Origin of the sequence: Streptomyces sp. NBC_01716 (genome assembly GCF_036248275.1) — a bacterium.
In the GTDB taxonomy this organism is placed as follows: Bacteria; Actinomycetota; Actinomycetes; order Streptomycetales; family Streptomycetaceae; genus Streptomyces.
The window spans coordinates 7,508,437-7,525,702 of the sequence record NZ_CP109181.1 but is presented as its reverse complement, the minus strand read 5'-3'; the positions used below and the strand labels follow the sequence as shown (position 1 = coordinate 7,525,702).

Annotated in this window: 15 protein-coding genes; 7 read left to right on the top strand and 8 right to left on the bottom strand. The window is 71.7% G+C overall.

Features of this window, described 5'->3' with window-relative positions; genetic code table 11:
* Nucleotides 1–6 precede the first annotated feature (6 nt).
* Nucleotides 7–1,113, top strand: a complete 1,107-nt coding sequence (locus OIE74_RS33590) for a DMT family transporter (RefSeq protein WP_329390446.1) — start codon at nucleotides 7–9, stop codon at nucleotides 1,111–1,113.
* Here OIE74_RS33590 and OIE74_RS33585 read toward each other — a convergent pair.
* Complete coding sequence (locus OIE74_RS33585) at nucleotides 1,104–2,435, bottom strand: aminotransferase class I/II-fold pyridoxal phosphate-dependent enzyme (RefSeq protein ID WP_329390444.1); 1,332 nt, start codon at nucleotides 2,433–2,435, stop codon at nucleotides 1,104–1,106. The genes OIE74_RS33590 and OIE74_RS33585 overlap by 10 nt on opposite strands.
* 35 nt (nucleotides 2,436–2,470) lie before the next feature.
* On the opposite strand from OIE74_RS33585, the gene OIE74_RS33580 reads away from it, so the two are divergent.
* Nucleotides 2,471–3,151 carry a pyridoxamine 5'-phosphate oxidase family protein gene (locus OIE74_RS33580; protein WP_329390442.1) on the top strand — a complete coding sequence of 227 codons (681 nt, stop codon included), beginning with the start codon at nucleotides 2,471–2,473 and terminating at the stop codon, nucleotides 3,149–3,151.
* A gap of 25 nt (nucleotides 3,152–3,176) precedes the next feature.
* Here OIE74_RS33580 and OIE74_RS33575 read toward each other — a convergent pair whose 3' ends face one another.
* The 3 genes from OIE74_RS33575 to OIE74_RS33565 all read right to left on the bottom strand — a co-directional run bounded on the left by OIE74_RS33575 (nucleotide 3,177) and on the right by OIE74_RS33565 (nucleotide 6,004).
* Nucleotides 3,177–4,172 (bottom strand): DMT family transporter, encoded by a 996-nt coding sequence (locus tag OIE74_RS33575; protein ID WP_329392532.1) that lies wholly within the window; start codon nucleotides 4,170–4,172, stop codon nucleotides 3,177–3,179.
* Between the two features lie 167 nt (nucleotides 4,173–4,339).
* Complete coding sequence (locus OIE74_RS33570; protein WP_329390440.1) at nucleotides 4,340–5,368, bottom strand: EamA family transporter; 1,029 nt, start codon at nucleotides 5,366–5,368, stop codon at nucleotides 4,340–4,342.
* An 84-nt stretch (nucleotides 5,369–5,452) separates the two neighbouring features.
* A complete protein-coding gene (locus tag OIE74_RS33565; RefSeq protein ID WP_443076307.1) occupies nucleotides 5,453–6,004 on the bottom strand; it encodes a Clp protease N-terminal domain-containing protein in 552 nt (183 codons plus the stop codon).
* A 239-nt stretch (nucleotides 6,005–6,243) separates the two neighbouring features.
* On the opposite strand from OIE74_RS33565, the gene OIE74_RS33560 reads away from it, so the two are divergent.
* Entirely contained in the window at nucleotides 6,244–6,438 is a 195-nt protein-coding gene (locus tag OIE74_RS33560; protein ID WP_329390438.1) for a hypothetical protein, read from the top strand.
* 101 nt (nucleotides 6,439–6,539) lie between these two features.
* On the opposite strand, the gene OIE74_RS33555 is transcribed toward OIE74_RS33560, so the two are convergent.
* The gene (locus tag OIE74_RS33555) at nucleotides 6,540–7,157 is read right to left on the bottom strand and encodes a PadR family transcriptional regulator (RefSeq protein ID WP_329390436.1); all 618 of its coding nucleotides are present in this window, start codon (nucleotides 7,155–7,157) and stop codon (nucleotides 6,540–6,542) included.
* Between the two features lie 171 nt (nucleotides 7,158–7,328).
* On the opposite strand from OIE74_RS33555, the gene OIE74_RS33550 reads away from it, so the two are divergent.
* Nucleotides 7,329–8,150, top strand: a complete 822-nt coding sequence (locus OIE74_RS33550) for a PhzF family phenazine biosynthesis protein (protein WP_329390434.1) — start codon at nucleotides 7,329–7,331, stop codon at nucleotides 8,148–8,150.
* 25 nt (nucleotides 8,151–8,175) lie between these two features.
* Here the strand turns inward: OIE74_RS33550 and OIE74_RS33545 are convergent, their stop codons facing one another.
* On the bottom strand, nucleotides 8,176–8,955 hold the full coding sequence (locus tag OIE74_RS33545; protein ID WP_329390432.1) for a CPBP family intramembrane glutamic endopeptidase: 780 nt from the start codon (nucleotides 8,953–8,955) through the stop codon (nucleotides 8,176–8,178).
* 183 nt (nucleotides 8,956–9,138) lie between these two features.
* Here OIE74_RS33545 and OIE74_RS33540 point away from each other — a divergent pair, with 183 nt between their 5' ends.
* Complete coding sequence (locus OIE74_RS33540) at nucleotides 9,139–10,890, top strand: substrate-binding domain-containing protein (protein WP_329390430.1); 1,752 nt, start codon at nucleotides 9,139–9,141, stop codon at nucleotides 10,888–10,890.
* A 29-nt stretch (nucleotides 10,891–10,919) separates the two neighbouring features.
* Here OIE74_RS33540 and OIE74_RS33535 read toward each other — a convergent pair whose 3' ends face one another.
* The gene (locus OIE74_RS33535; RefSeq protein WP_329390428.1) at nucleotides 10,920–12,452 is read right to left on the bottom strand and encodes a glutamate--cysteine ligase; all 1,533 of its coding nucleotides are present in this window, start codon (nucleotides 12,450–12,452) and stop codon (nucleotides 10,920–10,922) included.
* A 502-nt stretch (nucleotides 12,453–12,954) separates the two neighbouring features.
* Here OIE74_RS33535 and OIE74_RS33530 point away from each other — a divergent pair.
* The gene (locus tag OIE74_RS33530) at nucleotides 12,955–13,581 is read left to right on the top strand and encodes a hypothetical protein (RefSeq protein ID WP_329390426.1); all 627 of its coding nucleotides are present in this window, start codon (nucleotides 12,955–12,957) and stop codon (nucleotides 13,579–13,581) included.
* Nucleotides 13,582–13,947: 366 nt separating this feature from the next.
* Nucleotides 13,948–14,154 carry a DUF5999 family protein gene (locus tag OIE74_RS33525; RefSeq protein ID WP_329390424.1) on the top strand — a complete coding sequence of 69 codons (207 nt, stop codon included), beginning with the start codon at nucleotides 13,948–13,950 and terminating at the stop codon, nucleotides 14,152–14,154.
* Between the two features lie 139 nt (nucleotides 14,155–14,293).
* Here the strand turns inward: OIE74_RS33525 and gcvP are convergent, their stop codons facing one another.
* Nucleotides 14,294–17,179, bottom strand: a complete 2,886-nt coding sequence (gcvP, locus tag OIE74_RS33520) for an aminomethyl-transferring glycine dehydrogenase (RefSeq protein ID WP_329390422.1) — start codon at nucleotides 17,177–17,179, stop codon at nucleotides 14,294–14,296.
* Nucleotides 17,180–17,266 lie beyond the last annotated feature (87 nt).

Genomic DNA, 17,266 nt, shown 5'->3' with positions numbered 1-17,266 from the left:
TGGCGTATGAGCGCAGCGACCCCGCCCGGCGGCGGGCCTACCCGATCCGCCCCGACCAGCCCGGCCACCTCCACCGCCCCGACTGCCCCGGCCGCCCCGGCCGCCCCGGCCCGCCGCAACGCGATCGACTGGCGTATCCGGTTCGGTGTGCTGTCGCTGATCTGGGGCTTCAGCTTTCTGCTCATCAAGGTGGGCACGGACGGCTACGCGCCGTTCCAGGTGACGTTCGGCAGACTGTTCTTCGGTACGGCGGTCCTGGCCGTCGCGATCGCGGTACGGCGCGAGCGGCTGCCCCGGGGGCTGCGCACGTGGGGCCATCTCACCGTCGCCGCGTTCATCCTCAACGCCGTGCCCTTCTCGCTCTTCTCGTACGCCGAGCTGACCATCCCGTCGACCCTGGCGGGCATCTGCAACGCCACCTCACCGCTGTGGGGCATGCTGCTGTCGCTCGTGGCCCTCTCCGAGGACCGCCCCACCCGGCGCCGGGTCGGCGGCCTGGGCATCGGCTTCATCGGCGTACTGACCGTGCTCGGCGCCTGGCAGGGTTTCTCCGGGCTGGACTTCACCGGTACGGCCATGGCGCTGCTGGCCTCGCTCAGCTACGCCGTCGGCTGGGTCTACGTACGCCGCACGCTGGCGGGCAACAGCAGCTCGCATCTCTCGCTCATCGGCGCCCAGTTGTTCATGGCGACCCTCCAACTGGCCGTGGTCACTCCGCTGTTCACCGATCTGCCGACGTCCTTCCGGGTGGTGCCCCTGCTCGCGGTGGTCGCGCTCGGCAGTCTGGGAACGGGCCTCGCCCTGCTGATCCAGTACGGTCTGGTCGCCGAAGTCGGCCCGACGACCGGTCAGATGGTCACGTACTTCGTCCCCGTCATCGCGACCGCGGCCGGTGTGGCGGTCCTCGACGAGCCGCTGCACTGGAACACGCCGGTCGGCGCGGTCATCGTGCTCGTCGGCGCCGCGCTGACCCAGCACAGGGGCGGCGGCTCGCGCACCGCGCGAAAGTCCCTCCCGAAGCGTGAGCCGACGCCTGAGCCGACGCCCGTACCGGCACCAGCACCCGCACCCGCACCCGCGGCCAAAGCCCCGGTCCCCGCCGATCAGCCGTAGCTCCGCGCCGGCGCGGCCCCCGCCGCGCCGGCCACCGCGTCCGCGACCGCCTCGATGTCCTCCCCCGTCAGGCCCGACACCGTCAGCCGTACGCCGGGCCCCGCGGCCAGCCGGAAGCGCGCCCCGGGCGCGACCGCCCAGCCCGCGTGCAGCAGCCGCGCCACCGCACCGGTCTCCTCGGCCACCGGCACCCACACGTTCATCCCGCTCCGCCCGTACGCCTCGACCCCCCGCTCCGCGAGCGCCCGCACCAGGGCGTCCCGCCGCCCGCCGTACGCGCGCGCGACCGTACCGGCGTCGACCGCGTCCGTCGTCCACAGCTCCACGACCGCCCGTTGCAGCAGCCTGCTCACCCAGCCGGGCCCGAGCCGCTGACGGCCCGTCACCCGGTCGACGGTGACGGCGTCCCCGGTCAGCACGGCGAGCCGGAGATCGGGGCCGTACGCCTTCGCCGTCGAGCGGACGAGCGCCCAGCTGTCCGTGACCCCGGCCAGCGGATGGAGCGGCACATCGACGATCCGGTGCCCGTGGTCGTCCTCGATGAGGAGTACGCGGGGGTGCGCCGCCAGTACGGCACGCAGCTCCTGGGCCCGCGCCGCGCCCACCACGGCCCCCGTCGGATTCTGCGCCCGGTCGGTGACGACGACCGCCCGTGCCCCGGCACGCAGCGCCCGCTCCAGCTCGCCGGGCAGCGGACCGTCGTCGTCCAGCGCCATCGGAAGGGGCCGGAGCCCCAGGGCCGGTACGAGGTCGAGCAGGCTGCCCCAGCCCGGGTCCTCGACGGCGACGGCGTCCCCCGGCCGCAGATGCGCGGCAAGGACCCGCTCGATCGCGTCGAGCGAGCCCGAGGTGACCGCGACCGGCCCGTCGGGCACACCGTCCTCGTCCAGTCCGGCACGGGCGAGCCGGGCGAGTTCGGGGAGGACGGCCGCGTCCCCGTAGCGCCCCGGCCGCTCCGCCTGGTCCCGCGCCGCCGCCACGAACGCGTCACGCAGCGGCGGCAGCAGGGCGGGATCCGGGTTGCCGTCCGACACCTCCCGTACGCCGGCGGGCACGTCGACCCGGATCGAGCCGCGCGCCGTGCTCGACGGCCGCGCCCGCACCCGGCTGCCCCTGCGGCCCGCCGTCTCGATGACTCCCCGGTCGCGCAGCGTGCGATACGCCGCGGCCACCGTATTCGGGTTGACCCCCAGCTCCAGCGCCAACTCCCGCAGGGGAGGCAGCGGTTGGCCGGGCGCCAGGTCTCCCGCGCCGATCCCCCGCTCCACGCTCGCGGCGATCTCGGCGGCGCGCCGCCCTTCGATCCGATACTCTCCTAGCACAAAGAAGATTATGCACTAGTACATAGGAGAACGCAATGCCGAAGCCACCCGCCTCCCCCGCCGACGCCTACCGCCCCACCGACCGCACCGTCCCCACCCGGTCCGCCGACCGCGCCTCGTACGACCGCGAACTGGTCCACGGGATACTCGACGAGACCTACCTCTGCCATCTCGGATTCGTCCGCGACGGAGCGCCCGTGGTCCTCCCCACCCTCTACGCCCGGGTCGGCGAACGGCTGTACGTCCACGGGTCGACCGGCTCCCGGCCCCTGCGGATGGCGGGCGACAGGGCGGACCCGGGGCTCGCGGTGTGTCTGACGGTCACCCACGTCGACGGTCTGGTGCTGGCGCGTTCGGCCTTCCACCACTCGATCAACTACCGCTCCGTCGTGGTGCACGGCACCGCGTACCAGGTGACCGACCTCGACGAACGGCGCGCCGCGCTCGACGCCGTGGTCGACCACGTGGTGCCCGGCCGCTCCTACGACTCACGGCCCGCCAACGCGAAGGAGCTGGCGGCCACCGCCGTACTGCGCCTCGATCTCGCCGAGGTCTCCGCCAAGGTCCGCACCGGCGGCCCGAACGACGAGCCCGAGGACGTGTCGCTCCCCCACTGGACCGGTGTGGTGCCCGTCGTACGGGGATACGGCGCACCCGTCCCGGCCGACGACCTGGACCCGGCCGTCGGCCTGCCCGACTACCTCTCCGTGCTCTGAACCCGGCGCACACCGCGCGCCGGAGTCACGCCGGAACGACCGCCTTCCGCCGGTCCGACGCGAGGCGTGCCTCGGCGGCGGCGAGTCCCACGACGGCGGCGAGCAGCAACAGCGTCCCCACCACCGTGGCGACGGTGAGCTGTTCGTCCAGCAGAACGACCGCGATGACCGCCGCGCTCACCGGCTCCAGCAGCATGATCACGGAGACCGTCGCGGCGCGTACGACCGCCGCGCCCGCGAAGTACAGGGCGTACGCGAGAGCGGTGGGTACGGCGGCGACGTACAGCAACAGCCAGAGCACCTGGGCCGGTTCGCTCGTGTGCGGCAGCAGCCCTTCGCCCGCCGCGATCGGCAGGACGCACAGCGCCGCGACGGCGAAGGCCCAGGCGGTGGTGGCGAGCGCGTCGGGCTTGCCGCCGTCGCGGCCGAGCTTGCGGGTGAGCAGGGTGATCGCGGCGTAACCGGCCGCCGCCAGCAGGGCGTACGCGATCCCCACGGGACGGACCGTCGCCCCGTCACCGCCGAGCACCAGCACGGCCAGGCCGGCGAGAGCGCCGACGACGGCGAGCAGCCCGCTGCCGCCGAGCCGTTCGCCCATGGTCAGCCGCGCGCCGAGCGCGATGAGCACGGGTCCGGCACCGAGGGTGACCACGGTGCCGACGGCGAGTCCCGTCTCCTCGACCGCGGCGAAGTACGCGCTCTGGAAGACCGCGAGGCCGATGCCCGTACCGAGGATCCGGATCAGCCGGCGGCGGCGCGGCTCGGTCGCGGTCGCGTCCCCCGTCCCGGTCTCCGGCGGAAGAGCCGTCGCGACGCGCCTGCGGCGCATTGCCAGCGCGCCGAGCAGCAGCACGAGCCCGCCGACGCAGCGCCAGAAGGAGAGCGAGAGCGGACCGATGTCGCTGATGCGGTAGACGAGGGAGGCTGCGGCACCCGCGGTCCCCCAGGCGACCCCGGCGACGACGAGATAGAACAGGCTGCGGCCGACGGACAGGCCGGTGGCAGCGGACGATGCGGAAATGAACACGTGACTTCTCCGTGTACGTAACGGGTTGGTGGTCGCTCACTCCGTCTCGCGGGCAGCGACGAACCGCTCGGGGACTGCCCGAGCCCGGTCTACGTCAACGGATGGCCGCCCGCGCTCAGGCGGCGGGAGGCGGAAGTACGGTCTGCGGCATGCTCGGCAGCCTACGTCGCGGCCCGGCCGGCGGACAACCCGTCCCCCTCGCCGACCACTTCGGACACTTCGGGCGCTTCGGCGACCACGCCGGGGCCCGCGCCCCCTCCCCCGGCCCGCGCCGACGGCGTCGACGTCTGAGCGATGAACGCACCGACGAGCACGACCAGACCGCCCAGGATCTGCGGCGCCGAGAGATGCTCGCCCAGCAGGACCCACGCCAGCACGGTCGCGATGACCGCCTCCAGACAGGCGACGACCCCCGCCACCTGCGGCGAGAGCCTTCGTACGCTGATCACGCCGGTGCCGTAGGCCAGCACGGTCGCCACGAGCACGATCCACCCGAGCAGCAGCGGCGCCGCGACCGACGTCCCGTCCATGTCGGCGCTGCCGGACAGCAGCGACCAGTCCATGCCCCAGGGCCGGGCGATGACGGTGAGGACGACCGTGCCGATGAGCAGCCCGTACGCGATGACACCCAGCGGGTCGACGGCGTCGGCCGGGTCCGCCGCCGGGTCGCCGCCCTGGTCGGAGAGGAGGAAGTAGCCGACCTGGCAGCAGGCGGCGCCGAGCGCGAGCAGCAGCCCGAGCACTTCGAAGGAGAGCCCGGCCCATACCTCCACGACGCAGGCGAGCCCGCCCACGGCCAAAACGACACCGACGGCAGCGGCGCGGGTGACGGGCGTGCGCCGGACGAAGCGCACCCAGAGCAGCACCAGCGCCGGCGCCAGATACTCGACGAGCAGCGCGACGCCGACGGGGATCCGGGAGAGCGAGGCGAAGTAGAAGGCCTGCACACCGGCGACGGCGAACATGCCGTAGCCCGCGAGCAACGCGGGCTTGCGGCGGACCAGATCGCGGTGACGCCAGGCGAGGGGCAGCATCACGAGCGCGGCTCCGGCGACCCGGAGCCAGACCACATGGAGCGGATCGAGCCCCGCCTCGATCAGCGGCTTGGCCGCGACACCTGATCCACCGAACGCGAAGGCCGACAGGAGCGCGAGCCCCAGGCCGACGCTTCTCCCCTGAGACGCGTGCATGGACACATCATGTCAGTCGGCGTCAGGAGCTTCGGTGTTTTCACGCCTGTCGAGACAGGCCGTGACTCTCGACCGTCCGAGCGGTCACACTCCGTAGGACGCGTCGGCGATACGGCTGGTGAGCGCTCGCGCGTCCACTCCGGCCCGCTCCAGCACCTCGACCGCGCGAGAGGCGGGGTCGGACGCGAGCGCGGTGAGCAGATCGGGACCGCCCGCCCGCCGCTCACCGCGCCGCCGGGCGCGTTCGACGGCGCTCTCCATGACGGTGACGGCCGACGGCGACCAGCCGGCGACCGCGGGTGTCGACACGACGGGGACCGCCCCCGAGTCCTCCACCGCACCCTGCCAGCGCAGCCCGTAGCCGATGCTCCGCTGGACGAGATAGCCGAGGACGCGGGCGACCTGCGGCCCGCCGTCGAACGCCGCGCGCACGTCGGAATCCGATTCGAGGAGCGAGTGGAGGAGGTGGGCGGTGTCGATGTGCCGGTCGCCGTCGCGGTGCGCCCTCCTGCGGGCTCCCGACACGACGGCCGCGAGTTCGGCGGAGAGTCCGGCGTCGATGTCCGCGCGGATCGATACGGCGGAGACAACGGTCGAATCGGACTGTTCGGGCAACCACGGGGTAGGGCTCTGCACTCTCCCACCTCATCAGCCGGCCGGCCGGGAAAACATCCCCGCCGGGGAGCATTCGAGCATCCCACCGAAGGTGGGGACGGGAGTGCGACCTCTCCTCCTTACGAATGAGATCGTGCGCCGACACACGCCCGGGGCGCGCGCCGCCTTGCCTCACGCCTCCCACGCAACCGCCGCACCGGACGGATCGTCTTCTCTGGCCAACGGCAACGATGCCGCGACGACAGTCGGGAGCTGATCCGATGTGCTGGATGGTCGCCCTGCTCGCCGCGGACGGACAGCAGTACGTGTACCGCGTGTACGCGCCCGCCGACGCCCTGCGCGGTGATGTCTTCTGGGCCGCGTTCCACTGCCATGACGAGGGCCCGCACCCCCGTGCGAGCGACCGTTTCGACTCGGCGGAGTTCTGGCAGCTCATGCCGGTGCCCCGGGCATGAGAAAGGGCCCCGTGACGATCTCGGTGATCGTCACGGGGCCCGCGGGCCGCCGGCCGGATTCATTACGGGATACCCGGCCTCCGCCCTCCGTTCCTCGTCGCTCAGTCCTCGTCGGCGAGGATCAGATAGAGCTTCTTGCGGGCGTCGTTGATGACGGCGAGTGCCTTCTGCCGCTGGTCGGGGGAGCCGGTCTTCCAGACCTGGCCGAACGCTTCCATCAGGCCGAAGCCGGCCTGCCGGATCTCGTTCATCGTCTCCCAGTCGACACCGCGCCCGGCCTCTTCCCAGGGCGCTTCGGGCCCGGACTCGGCCTCGGTGCGGCCGGCCTCGGTCAGGGTGAAGAGGTTCTTGCCGCCTTCACTCCGGCTCTCGATGAGGCCTTCGTCCTCCAGGAGCTGGAGGGTCGGGTAGACGGAACCGGGGCTGGGGCGCCAGGCGCCTCCGCTGCGCTCGCCGATCTCCTGGATCATCTCGTAGCCGTGCATCGGCCGGTCCTTCAGCAGCGCCAGGATCGACGCGCGCACATCGCCGCGCCGTGCCCTGCCCCTGCCTCCGCCGCGGCCTCGGCCGCCGCCTCCGAAGGGCCCGCCGAACGGCGGTCCGAAGTTCGGCCCGAACGGCCCGAAGGCCCCGCGCCGTCCCGCGGACTCGCCCCGGCCTCGATGGCCGGGCCCGCACTGCCCATGTCCGTGTTCCTGCTCGTGTCCATGTGAACGCATCACTACGCTCCTTCCATCGATGATCGGTCGCGAATCTATCGCGATGCCTCAACGATATATCGGAACAGTTCGTTTCGCAACAACCGTCGTGTGCGACCGCCCCGGCCTCCAGGGCCGGCGGCACGGAATTGGCCTTGGCCTGCGACTTCGGCTCTCTCCTACGGTCGGGGCATGCGAATCCGAATCGTCGACGCCTTCACCGACCGCCCCTTCGCCGGCAACCCCGCGGGGGTGCTGATCCTGGAGTCCGGCCCGTTCCCCGACGACACCTGGCTCCAGCGGATCGCGACGGAGGTGAACCTCTCGGAGACGGCCTTCGCCCATCCCCTGCCGCCCGGCGGCGAGGCGGACTGGGCGCTGCGCTGGTTCACCCCGGCGACCGAGGTCGACATGTGCGGGCACGCCACACTCGCCACCGCCCATGTCCTGCGCACCGACGGCCGCGCGACCGGCCCGATCCGCTTCACGGCGCGCTGCGGCATCCTCGCGGCGACGGCGCACGGGGACGGCGCCCTGACGCTCGACTTCCCGACGTCGTCGCTGACCCCGCTCGCGCCGCCGGACGGCGTCGGGGCGGCCCTGGGCGCCGTGCCGGTCTCGGTGCACGACACCGCGGAGCACATCGGGGATCTGCTGGTGGAACTGGCCGACGAGCGGACCGTACGGGAGCTGACCCCGGACCTCCGGTCGCTCGCGGCCCTCTCGCGGCGCGGCATCGTCGTCACCGCGGCGGCCGAGGACCCGGACAGCGGCTACGACTTCGTGTCGCGCGGCTTCTTCCCCGGCGTCGGCATCGACGAGGACCCGGTCACGGGCAGCGCGCACACCGCGCTCGCCCCGTTCTGGTCGGCGCGGCTCGGCCGCACCGAACTGACCGGCCTCCAGGGCTCGGCCCGTACCGGCCTCGTCGCCACGTCACTGCGCGGCGAGCGGACCCTGCTCACGGGCCACGCGGTCACCGTCATCGACGGTGAACTCCTCACGGCCCCTTGACCGCCGCACCGCCCCCACCGGTCCGTTACGGGGTCGGCAGCCAGCTCACATGCCCGGCGAGCAGCGCGTATCCGACGAACGCCACGATGTCGAGCAGCGCGTGGGCCACCACGAGCGGCCCGACCCGGCCCCAGCGGCGGTAGGCCAGGACGAACACCACGCCCATCACCATGTTCCCGATGAAGCCGCCGATGCCCTGGTACAGGTGGTACGACCCGCGCAGCACCGAACTGGCCACCAGGGCGGCCATCGGTGTCCACCCCAACTGCCCGAGTCTGCGCAGGAGATACCCCACGACGATGACCTCTTCGAGCACGGAGTTCTGCACCGCGGACAGGATCAGTACCGGGAACTTCCACCACACGTCGGGCAGCGACTCCGGTACGACGGTGAGGTTGAACCCGGCGGCGCGCGAGCCGATGTAGAAGGCGAGGCCCGCGCTGCCGATGCCCGCGGCGACCAGCGCGCCGCGGCCGAGATCGAACCACGGCCGGCGCCGGTCGAACCCCATGTCGCGCAGTCCGCTGCCCTCTCGGAGCAACAGATGAGCCACCAGTACCACCGGCACCAGTGAGCTGGCGATGCCGAACAATTGCCAGGCGAGATCCAGCCAGGGCCGCCCCGGTGCCTGCGAACCGTTGAGCGTGGCCGCCTGATCGCTCAGTCCGCCGGGCCTGGTGACCGACCCGACAAAGCTGATCAGCGCGGAGACTCCGCTCGCCCCCAGCGAGAGCGCCAGGACGATCAGTACCTCGGACCGCAGCATCCTGCGCGACAGGCCTTCTTGGGGAAGGGAATCGGCCACGCGGCCCGCCTCCGTCTGCACAGTTGCCTCCAGTTGACCAATCGCGCCTCAACCCCCTTCCCGTCCCGCTAGGGTCTCGAATGCGGGTACGAAGACCGCACGCGACAGGCCGGGGGGCTGGCGTCATTCAGCGGGCCGAGCCCCCCATTTTCCTTGTTCAGGTCAAGGAGGGGCACCACCGTCATGGAACGTCACAGCTTGCCCGACGGCGAAACGTCGGACAGCACCAGGGGCCGCCGTCCACGCCGTCGCAATGTCCTGATCGCCACGGCGGTCCTGCTGAGCCTGGCCGCGGGGACCGGCATCGCGGCGGCGAGCGGGATCCTGTCCTTCGCCGACGGCTGCGCGGGCTCCCCGGTGCGGATCGATCTGGCGGCCTCGCCGGACATCGCCCCCGCCGTGACGGCCGTCGCCGACGGCGCCCGGCGCGACGACATCACCTCCGACGGCCGCTGCATCGACGTCCGGGTCGACTCCCGGGAGAACCACGAGATCGCCGACGACCTCGCCACCGGCACGGCCGCGGACGACTACGAGGCCTGGCTGCCGGACTCCGACGTCTGGGTCGAGCGCGCGCTGACCGCCGACGCCGGCATCGCGCTGACACCCGCGGGCAGCGCGGCGACCACACCCGTGGCCCTGGCCGTGGTCCCCTCCGCCGGCACCAGGCTCGGCTGGCCCGGGAAGACGTACACCTGGGCCGAGTTGACGGCCGTCACCACCGGCAAGAACGGGGTGCGGCTCGGCGCGGCCGACCCGGCGCGCAGCGCCACCGGGCTGCTCGCGTTCAGCAGCGTCGTCACGTCCGCGCGCAAGGCGGACCAGGACAGCGGCACGCTGATCGCGGCGACCGCCGAGGCGCTGGCCGCGCGTGTGTCGGACTCCGACGGCCAGGTGATCCCGTCCCTGGCGCTGGCGGACGTGGCCAAGGGCAACGAGGCGGTCTTCCTCACCGAGCAGGCCGCGTTCACCCACAACTCCACCGACGGCGGCGTCTCCGACCTCCAGCTGTTCTATCCGACGGACGCGGCCCCGGTCCTGGACTACCCGCTGAACCTCGTCAACGAGCCGGAGCTGACCACGGACGAGAGCCGCGCCGTGACCCGCTTCATGTCCCTCCTCAACGGGGAGGAGGCCCAGCGCACCATGGCCGAGCACGGCTTCCGTACGGCCCACTCCGCCGTGGCGGACGACCTGGTCCGCGCGGCGGGCGGGCGCGCGCCCCAGCCGTACGCCCTGGCGGAGGCCCGGCCGCCGACCACCGACCTGGTCCGGGAGACGCTCGGCATGTGGACGGTGATCCTCCAGCACGCCAGGCTGACCGTCGTCGTCGACACCTCGGGCTCGATGGCGCAGCCCGTACCGGGCAGCGGCGGGGAGTCCCGGCTGGAGGTCACGAAGGCCTCGGTGCTCCAGACACTCGCCGGCTTTACGCCGGACGACGAGGTCGGCCTCTGGGATTTCGCCGCCGGTCGCGACGGCGGCAAGGATTTCCGCAAGCTGGCCGAGACCGCGCCGCTCGGCGAGCGCGCCAAGGCCGGCGCCACCCACCGCGACAGTCTCTCGGACGCCGTCTCGGCACTGGCGCCGGTGGGGACGGCGTCGGCGACGGGGATGTACGACACGACGCTGGCCGCCTTCAAAGAGGCCCAGTCCTCGTACGTGAGCGGCAAGTGCAACGCGGTCGTCGTCCTCACCGGCGGCGCGGACCCGGACGGCGCGGCCCGTACGGCACTCATGGACGAGCTGCGGAAGCTCGCCGACCCCAGGCGCCCGGTCCCGCTGATCACGATCGCCGTGGGCCCGGACGCGGACCCCGAGGCGCTGGACGAGATCGCGCGGATCACCGGCGGCGCGGGTTACGAGGTGAGTGACCCGGCCGACATCCGGTCGGTGATGACCGAGGCGATCCTGTCGGTGGGGGCCAGGAGGTAGGGCACGTCCGGAGCCGGCCCGGCCTCGCGTCAGACGGAGAGGTCCGGCATCCGCGTGGGAGCGGGGAAGCCCACCGGCCAGGTGTGCACCGGCTCCCCCAGGTGCATCAGCTCGGCGTACCGCCGGGTCGTGGCGGCGAGCGCGGCCTCCCTGCGGAGCCCCGCCTCCCGCGCCCGGTGGAAGGTGTCCACCTGCCACGAGGCCCCGTTCACCCGGCTCCGGCAGCGCCCCTCGATCACCCCGAGGTAGAAATCGCGGTCGGCCGGCTCCACGTTCCACGCGTCGAGCCCGGCGGCCGCGAGCGGCAGCAGTTCGTCGCGTACGAGCCGGACCGCCGACACCTCGGCGACGCCGCCGCTCGCCCGGCCGTTACGGGGCCAGCTGAGCCGGGCCTCGATGCCGTCGCGGCACGCGGCCTCGAAGTTCCGCGCGGCGGTGTCGAACGGCAGCCGGGTCCAGACAGGTCTGGAGTCCTCGGCGAGCGCGCGCACGAGCCCGTAGTAGAAGGCGGCGTTGGCGACGACGTCGGTGACGGTCGGCCCGGCGGGCAGCACGCGGTTCTCGACCCGAAGATGGGGCTGTCCGTCGGCGACGTCGTACACGGGTCTGTTCCATCGGTAGACGGTGCCGTTGTGGAGGACCAGCTCCGACAGGCGGGGTGTACCGCCCTCGTCCAGGACCTGGTGCGGATCCTGGTCCTCACTCATCTGCAGAAGTGGCGGGAAATAGCGCAGATTCTCCTCGAAGAGGTCGTACACGGAGTCGATCCAGCGCTCGCCGAACCAGGTCCGGGGCCGTACGCCCTGTGCCTGGAGCTCAGGGGGCCGGGTGTCGGTCGCCTGAAGGAAGAGCGGCGGCCGGGACTCGCGCCACAACTCCTTTCCGAACAGGAAAGGCGCGTTGGCGCCGATGGCGATCTGTACGGCGGCGACGCACTGCGCGGCGTTCCACACATCGGCGAAGCGGTCGGGCGTGACCTGGAGGTGCAACTGCACGGACGTGCAGGCCGCTTCGGGCGCGATCGAGGGAGAACTGCAGGTGAGACGCTCGACCCCGTCGATGTCGAGCGCGAAGTCCTCGCCCCGCGCCGCCACCATCCGGTCGTTGAGAAGGGTGTAGCGGTCCGCGTCCGAGAGGTTCGTGGAGACCACGTCGTCGAGGGAGAGCGTCGGCAGAATTCCGATCATCACGATGCCGGCGTCGACCTCGTTCGCTTTGCGATGGGCATATCCAAGACCCGTGCGCAGTTCTTCGGCGAGCTGGTCGAGAACGCGTCCGTCAAGTCGGTGCGGAGCGATATTCACTTCCAGGTTGAACATTCCGAGTTCGGTCTGGAAATCACGGCTCGCGATCCTTTCAAGAACTTCCCCATTCATCATCCGGGGCATCCCGTCGGAACCGGCGAGATTCAGCTCGATCTCCAGACCCATCAGATTCCTGGGCCGGTCGAACCGCTTCTCCCCCAGGAGCCTCCCCAGCACCGCCAGGCACTGCTGGAGCCTCCTGCGGTATTCCTGTCGATCGGACACGCCGGTGCCGTCCGATTCGACCTTCTCCCCCATCGGAGGGTCCCTCCTTCGCCTCGGCCGCCCGGCGGCGCCGGGCATCGCTTCACGATCGATAGTGCCCAGACTGAGTGATCCATAACGCTCCGTTTCCGTTGAGCGCCGGGTAAGCTGGACCGAGCGGCCTCGGGCACATTCCTTCGGCATGGGGTGGTGAGAAATTTCACTCTCCGCCCGGTCAACGAAAACGCCGACGGGTTTCGGCCTACCGCGTCGGCCCGAATAACCCCAGGCCACGTGCCTCTGTTCACCGTTCATCCGACGGTTCACCGAAGGCGATTCCGCACAAGATGGACCGGATATCGCCTTGACGCAATAAGGGCGACAGACGGAAGAAACATTCTGTGAACACACGTCGTATAAACTCTGTGCGAACGAGGCAGAGAGTTGAAGCCCGGCCATGACCCGGGGCCATCCTCTGACCACGCACGCCGACAGCGACGTCCGCACCCGCACCTTCGACGCTCCACTGTGCCTACTGAGCGAGAGGCAACCCACCATGCCGCTGCATGTCTCCCCGGCTCCAGCGCCCGCCCTGCGCAGCGTCCTCGCGGCACTCGGTTCTCCCACCGCCGTGCGCGAGGCCCGTACGCCCGCTCTCCGGTCCGTCCAGGGACCGCTGAGCCCCGAACTGCCCCTTCCGGTACACGTACTGGAACAGATCGCCCCGAGCAGCGACGCTCCGCAGACCAGGCTGGCCGGCTGGCGTTTCCTGATCCGCAGCGGCGACCGGGCCGTCGCGGCGGCGGACACGATGCTCACCCCGGACGGCTGGGCGTTCTCGCGCTTCTTCGAGGGCCCCTACATCTCCGCCACGGAACGGGCCGTGCGCCAGGCCGAGACGGTGAAGGCGCCGTACCAGCCGCGGCTGCTCTCGGTCCCGGGCCTGTACATGCTCACCCTCTGGCTGCACCAGGACATCGAGGCCGACGCCTCTGTCGGCGCCCCCGCCCCGGCCGACCTGCTCATCCCGCTCGCTCCCGCCCCGCCCGGCATCGTGGCCCACCGGCCGCACCGCGCCGCCGACCTGCTCCCGATGATGGGTCCCCGGCTCACCTCGATGTTCTCCGCGGCCCCGGCGAAGGCGTCCACCGCCGCGTCCCCGCCACTGCTGACCACCGGCTGAGCGGCATCGGCCGGCCGCCTCCGGACTGCCCGCGTCCCGGCCGTCTCCCAACCGCCCCACGCGCCATACACTGCCCCGTGACCCCTCAACGGTCACGGGGCTCTGTGCTGGTTACGGGGCACTGTGCCGCGCCCGTCCGGAGTAGTCCTTACGGGTCACCCCGAACCACCCGAAAGGACAGCCCAGTTGGGCTGAACCGCCCGGGCGGGTGACACGTCCTTAAGCAGAGACAAGCGCTGCCGCGAAATCCCTGCGGATCGACGTCCGTGGGGCAACACTGGGGTACGGACCAAGAGAAACCGGGGGGCGGCCATGACCACGTCGAGCCGCAGGACACACACCACGACGCAGCGAAAGAAACCACCCATGTGCCAGCACCAGCCAGCCTGTCCGACAGCCGACTCAGCCGACCGGGAAGCCGCCCGTCACGCGGCCCACCACCCGGAGCAGGGCTGGAGCCTGCTGTGCAACGGCGTCCTGCTCTTCGAGGACACCGGGGAGCTGCTGCCCGACGGCCAGATCATCGCTCCGCACCGGCCGGCCGGCAGCGAACAGGTCATGACGGCAGCCTGAAGCCGTCCGTAACAGGGGGCCGGCCCGGAGAGTTCACTCCGAACCGGCCCCGACGCATGTGCTTGACGCGGGCGCCGCGGGCGACCCGCCTACGCCTTCCGTCCGCGCACCGCACGGCCCGACGGCCGTGCGCCGTCCGTCAGTTGTCGTACTCGTCCAGCGGCGGGCACGAACACACGAGATTGCGGTCACCGAACGCACCGTCGATCCGGCGGACCGGTGGCCAGTACTTGTCGGCCGCCGAGACCCCGGCCGGGAAGACCGCCTCCTGACGGCTGTACGCGTGCTCCCACTCCCCGCCCAGCGCGGCTGCCGTGTGCGGGGCGTTGCGCAGCGGGTTGTCGTCCGCCGGCCAGTGACCCGACGCGACCTTCTCGATCTCGGCGCGGATCGCGATCATCGTCTCGCAGAACCGGTCGAGTTCGGCCAGGTCCTCGCTCTCGGTGGGCTCGATCATCAGCGTGCCGGCCACCGGGAACGACATCGTGGGCGCGTGGAACCCGTAGTCGATGAGCCGCTTGGCGATGTCGTCGACGCTGACGCCGGTCGACTTCGACAGCGGACGCAGATCCACGATGCACTCGTGCGCCACCAGCCCGTGCGGACCCGTGTAGAGGACCGGGAAGTGCGGCTCAAGCCGCTTGGCGATGTAGTTCGCGGCCAGTACGGCGACCTGCGTGGCGCGCTTGAGGCCCTCACCGCCCATCAGCCGGACATAGGCCCAGGAGATCGGCAGTATCCCCGCCGAGCCCCAGGGGGCCGCCGAGATCGGCCCGACGCCCGTCTCGGGACCGGCGGCGGGCTGGAGCGGGTGGTTGGGCAGGTACGGGGCGAGGTGGGCGCGTACGCCGACCGGGCCGACGCCGGGGCCGCCGCCGCCGTGCGGGATGCAGAAGGTCTTGTGCAGGTTCAGGTGCGACACGTCCGAGCCGAACCGGCCCGGCTTCGCCAGTCCCACCAGCGCGTTGAGGTTCGCGCCGTCGACGTACACCTGACCGCCCGCGTCGTGCACGGCCGCGCAGATGTCGCTGATGTGCTCCTCGAACACGCCGTGCGTGGACGGGTAGGTGACCATCAGGACGGCCAGTTCGTCGCCGTGCCGCTCGATCTTGGCGTGCAGGTCGTCGACGTCGACGTCGCCGTCATCGCGGGTCTTCACGACGACGACCTTCATCCCGGCCATGACCGCGCTCGCGGCGTTCGTGCCGTGCGCGGAGGACGGGATGAGGCAGACGGTGCGGCCGGTGTCGCCGTTCGCGCGGTGATACGCCCGTACGGCCAGCAGCCCGGCGAGTTCGCCCTGGGAGCCGGCGTTGGGCTGGAGGGACACCGCGTCGTAGCCGGTGACCTCCGCCAGGCGCTCCTCCAGCTCACGGATCAGCGTGAGATAGCCCTGCGCCTGCTCGGCGGGCGCGAAGGGGTGCAGCGCTGCGAACTCCGGCCAGGTCACCGGTTCCATCTCGGTGGTGGCGTTGAGCTTCATGGTGCAGGAGCCGAGGGGGATCATGCCGCGGTCCAGCGCGTAGTCACGGTCGGCGAGCCTGCGCAGGTAGCGCAGCATCGCGGTCTCGGAGCGGTGCTGGTGGAAGACCGGGTGCGTGAGGTACTCGTCGGTGCGCAGCAGGGTCTCCGGCAGCGCGTCGGCGGACGCGGCGTCCAGAGCCTCGATGTCGCCGGTGACGCCGAAGGCGGCCCATACGGCGGCGAGTTGGGCGCGACCGGTCGTCTCGTCGCAGGCCAGCGAGACATGGTCGGCGTCGACGGGGTGAAGGTTGACCCCACCCTCACGAGCGGCGGCCACGACCTCGGCGGCGCGGCCCGGGACCCGTACGGTCAGCGTGTCGAAGTACGCCTCGTGCACGATCTCGACGCCGCCCGCGCGCAGACCGTCGGCGAGGACTGTCGCGTAGCGGTGGGTGCGTTCGGCGATGGCGCGCAGCCCGTCGGGGCCGTGGTAGACCGCGTACATCCCGGCCATCACGGCGAGCAGCACCTGCGCGGTGCAGATGTTGCTGGTGGCCTTCTCGCGCCGGATGTGCTGCTCGCGGGTCTGGAGCGCCAGCCGGTACGCCTTGTTCCCGTCGGCGTCCACGGAGACCCCGACGAGCCGTCCGGGCAGGTTGCGGGCGAACTTCTCGCGTACGGCCATGTATCCGGCGTGCGGTCCGCCGAAGCCCATGGGGACGCCGAACCGCTGGGTGGTGCCGACGGCGATGTCCGCGCCGAGTTCACCGGGCGAGGTGAGCAGCGTGAGGGCCAGCAGGTCGGCGGCGACGGTGACGACGGCGCCGAGTTCGTGCGCCTGCTCGATGACGGGCTTGATGTCCCGTACGGCGCCCGAGGCGCCCGGGTACTGCACGAGCACGCCGAAGACCCCGCGCTCGGCGGCCTCGGCGGGAATGCCGTCGGCCAGGTCGGCGACGAGGACGTCGACGCCCGCGGGTTCGGCCCGGGTGCGGATCACCGCGACCGTCTGCGGCAGGGCGTCGGCGTCGACCAGGAAGACGCCGTCCTTCACCTTGCCGACGCGCCGGGCGAGCGCCATGGCCTCGGCGGCGGCCGTGCCCTCGTCCAGCAGGGAGGCACCGGAGGTCGGCAGGCCGGTCAGATCGGCCACCATGGTCTGGAAGTTGAGCAGCGCCTCCAGACGGCCCTGGGAGATCTCGGGCTGGTACGGCGTGTACGCGGTGTACCAGGCCGGGTTCTCCATCACGTTGCGGAGGATCACCGGCGGCGTGAACGTGCCGTAGTAGCCGAGACCGATCATCGGCGCGAGGACCTGATTGCGGTCCGCGAGGGACCGCAGCTCGGCGAGCACCTCGGCCTCGGTCCGCGCGGCGGGCAGCCGCAGGGCTTCGGCGCTCTTGATCACGTCGGGCACCGCGGCGGCGGTCAGCTCGTCCAGCGAGCCGTAACCGACCTGCGCGAGCATCTTGGCCTGCGCGGCGGTGTCGGGGCCGACATGGCGCTGCTCGAAGGGGATTCCTCGCTCCAGCTGCGAGAGCGGTGTGCGATGAGATGTCATACGGGAGGCCTCCTGGTCTGGCGCGACCTGCGAGGGGCACCGATACACAGGTGCCCGGACGGCCTCCCCCTCTGTCACATCAACCTG

Bases quoted from the DNA above. Each gene is read 5' to 3' on its own strand.
- gcvP (WP_329390422.1), bottom strand. From the start codon at position 17,179: ATGACATCTCATCGCACACCGCTCTCGCAGCTGGAGCGAGGAATCCCC.
- OIE74_RS33550 (WP_329390434.1), top strand. From the start codon at position 7,329: ATGCGAATCCGAATCGTCGACGCCTTCACCGACCGCCCCTTCGCCGGC.
- OIE74_RS33555 (WP_329390436.1), bottom strand. From the start codon at position 7,157: ATGCGTTCACATGGACACGAGCAGGAACACGGACATGGGCAGTGCGGG.
- OIE74_RS33540 (WP_329390430.1), top strand. From the start codon at position 9,139: ATGGAACGTCACAGCTTGCCCGACGGCGAAACGTCGGACAGCACCAGG.
- OIE74_RS33580 (WP_329390442.1), top strand. From the start codon at position 2,471: ATGCCGAAGCCACCCGCCTCCCCCGCCGACGCCTACCGCCCCACCGAC.
- OIE74_RS33570 (WP_329390440.1), bottom strand. From the start codon at position 5,368: ATGCACGCGTCTCAGGGGAGAAGCGTCGGCCTGGGGCTCGCGCTCCTG.
- OIE74_RS33535 (WP_329390428.1), bottom strand. From the start codon at position 12,452: ATGGGGGAGAAGGTCGAATCGGACGGCACCGGCGTGTCCGATCGACAG.
- OIE74_RS33525 (WP_329390424.1), top strand. From the start codon at position 13,948: ATGTGCCAGCACCAGCCAGCCTGTCCGACAGCCGACTCAGCCGACCGG.
- OIE74_RS33560 (WP_329390438.1), top strand. From the start codon at position 6,244: ATGTGCTGGATGGTCGCCCTGCTCGCCGCGGACGGACAGCAGTACGTG.
- OIE74_RS33530 (WP_329390426.1), top strand. From the start codon at position 12,955: ATGCCGCTGCATGTCTCCCCGGCTCCAGCGCCCGCCCTGCGCAGCGTC.
- OIE74_RS33590 (WP_329390446.1), top strand. From the start codon at position 7: ATGAGCGCAGCGACCCCGCCCGGCGGCGGGCCTACCCGATCCGCCCCG.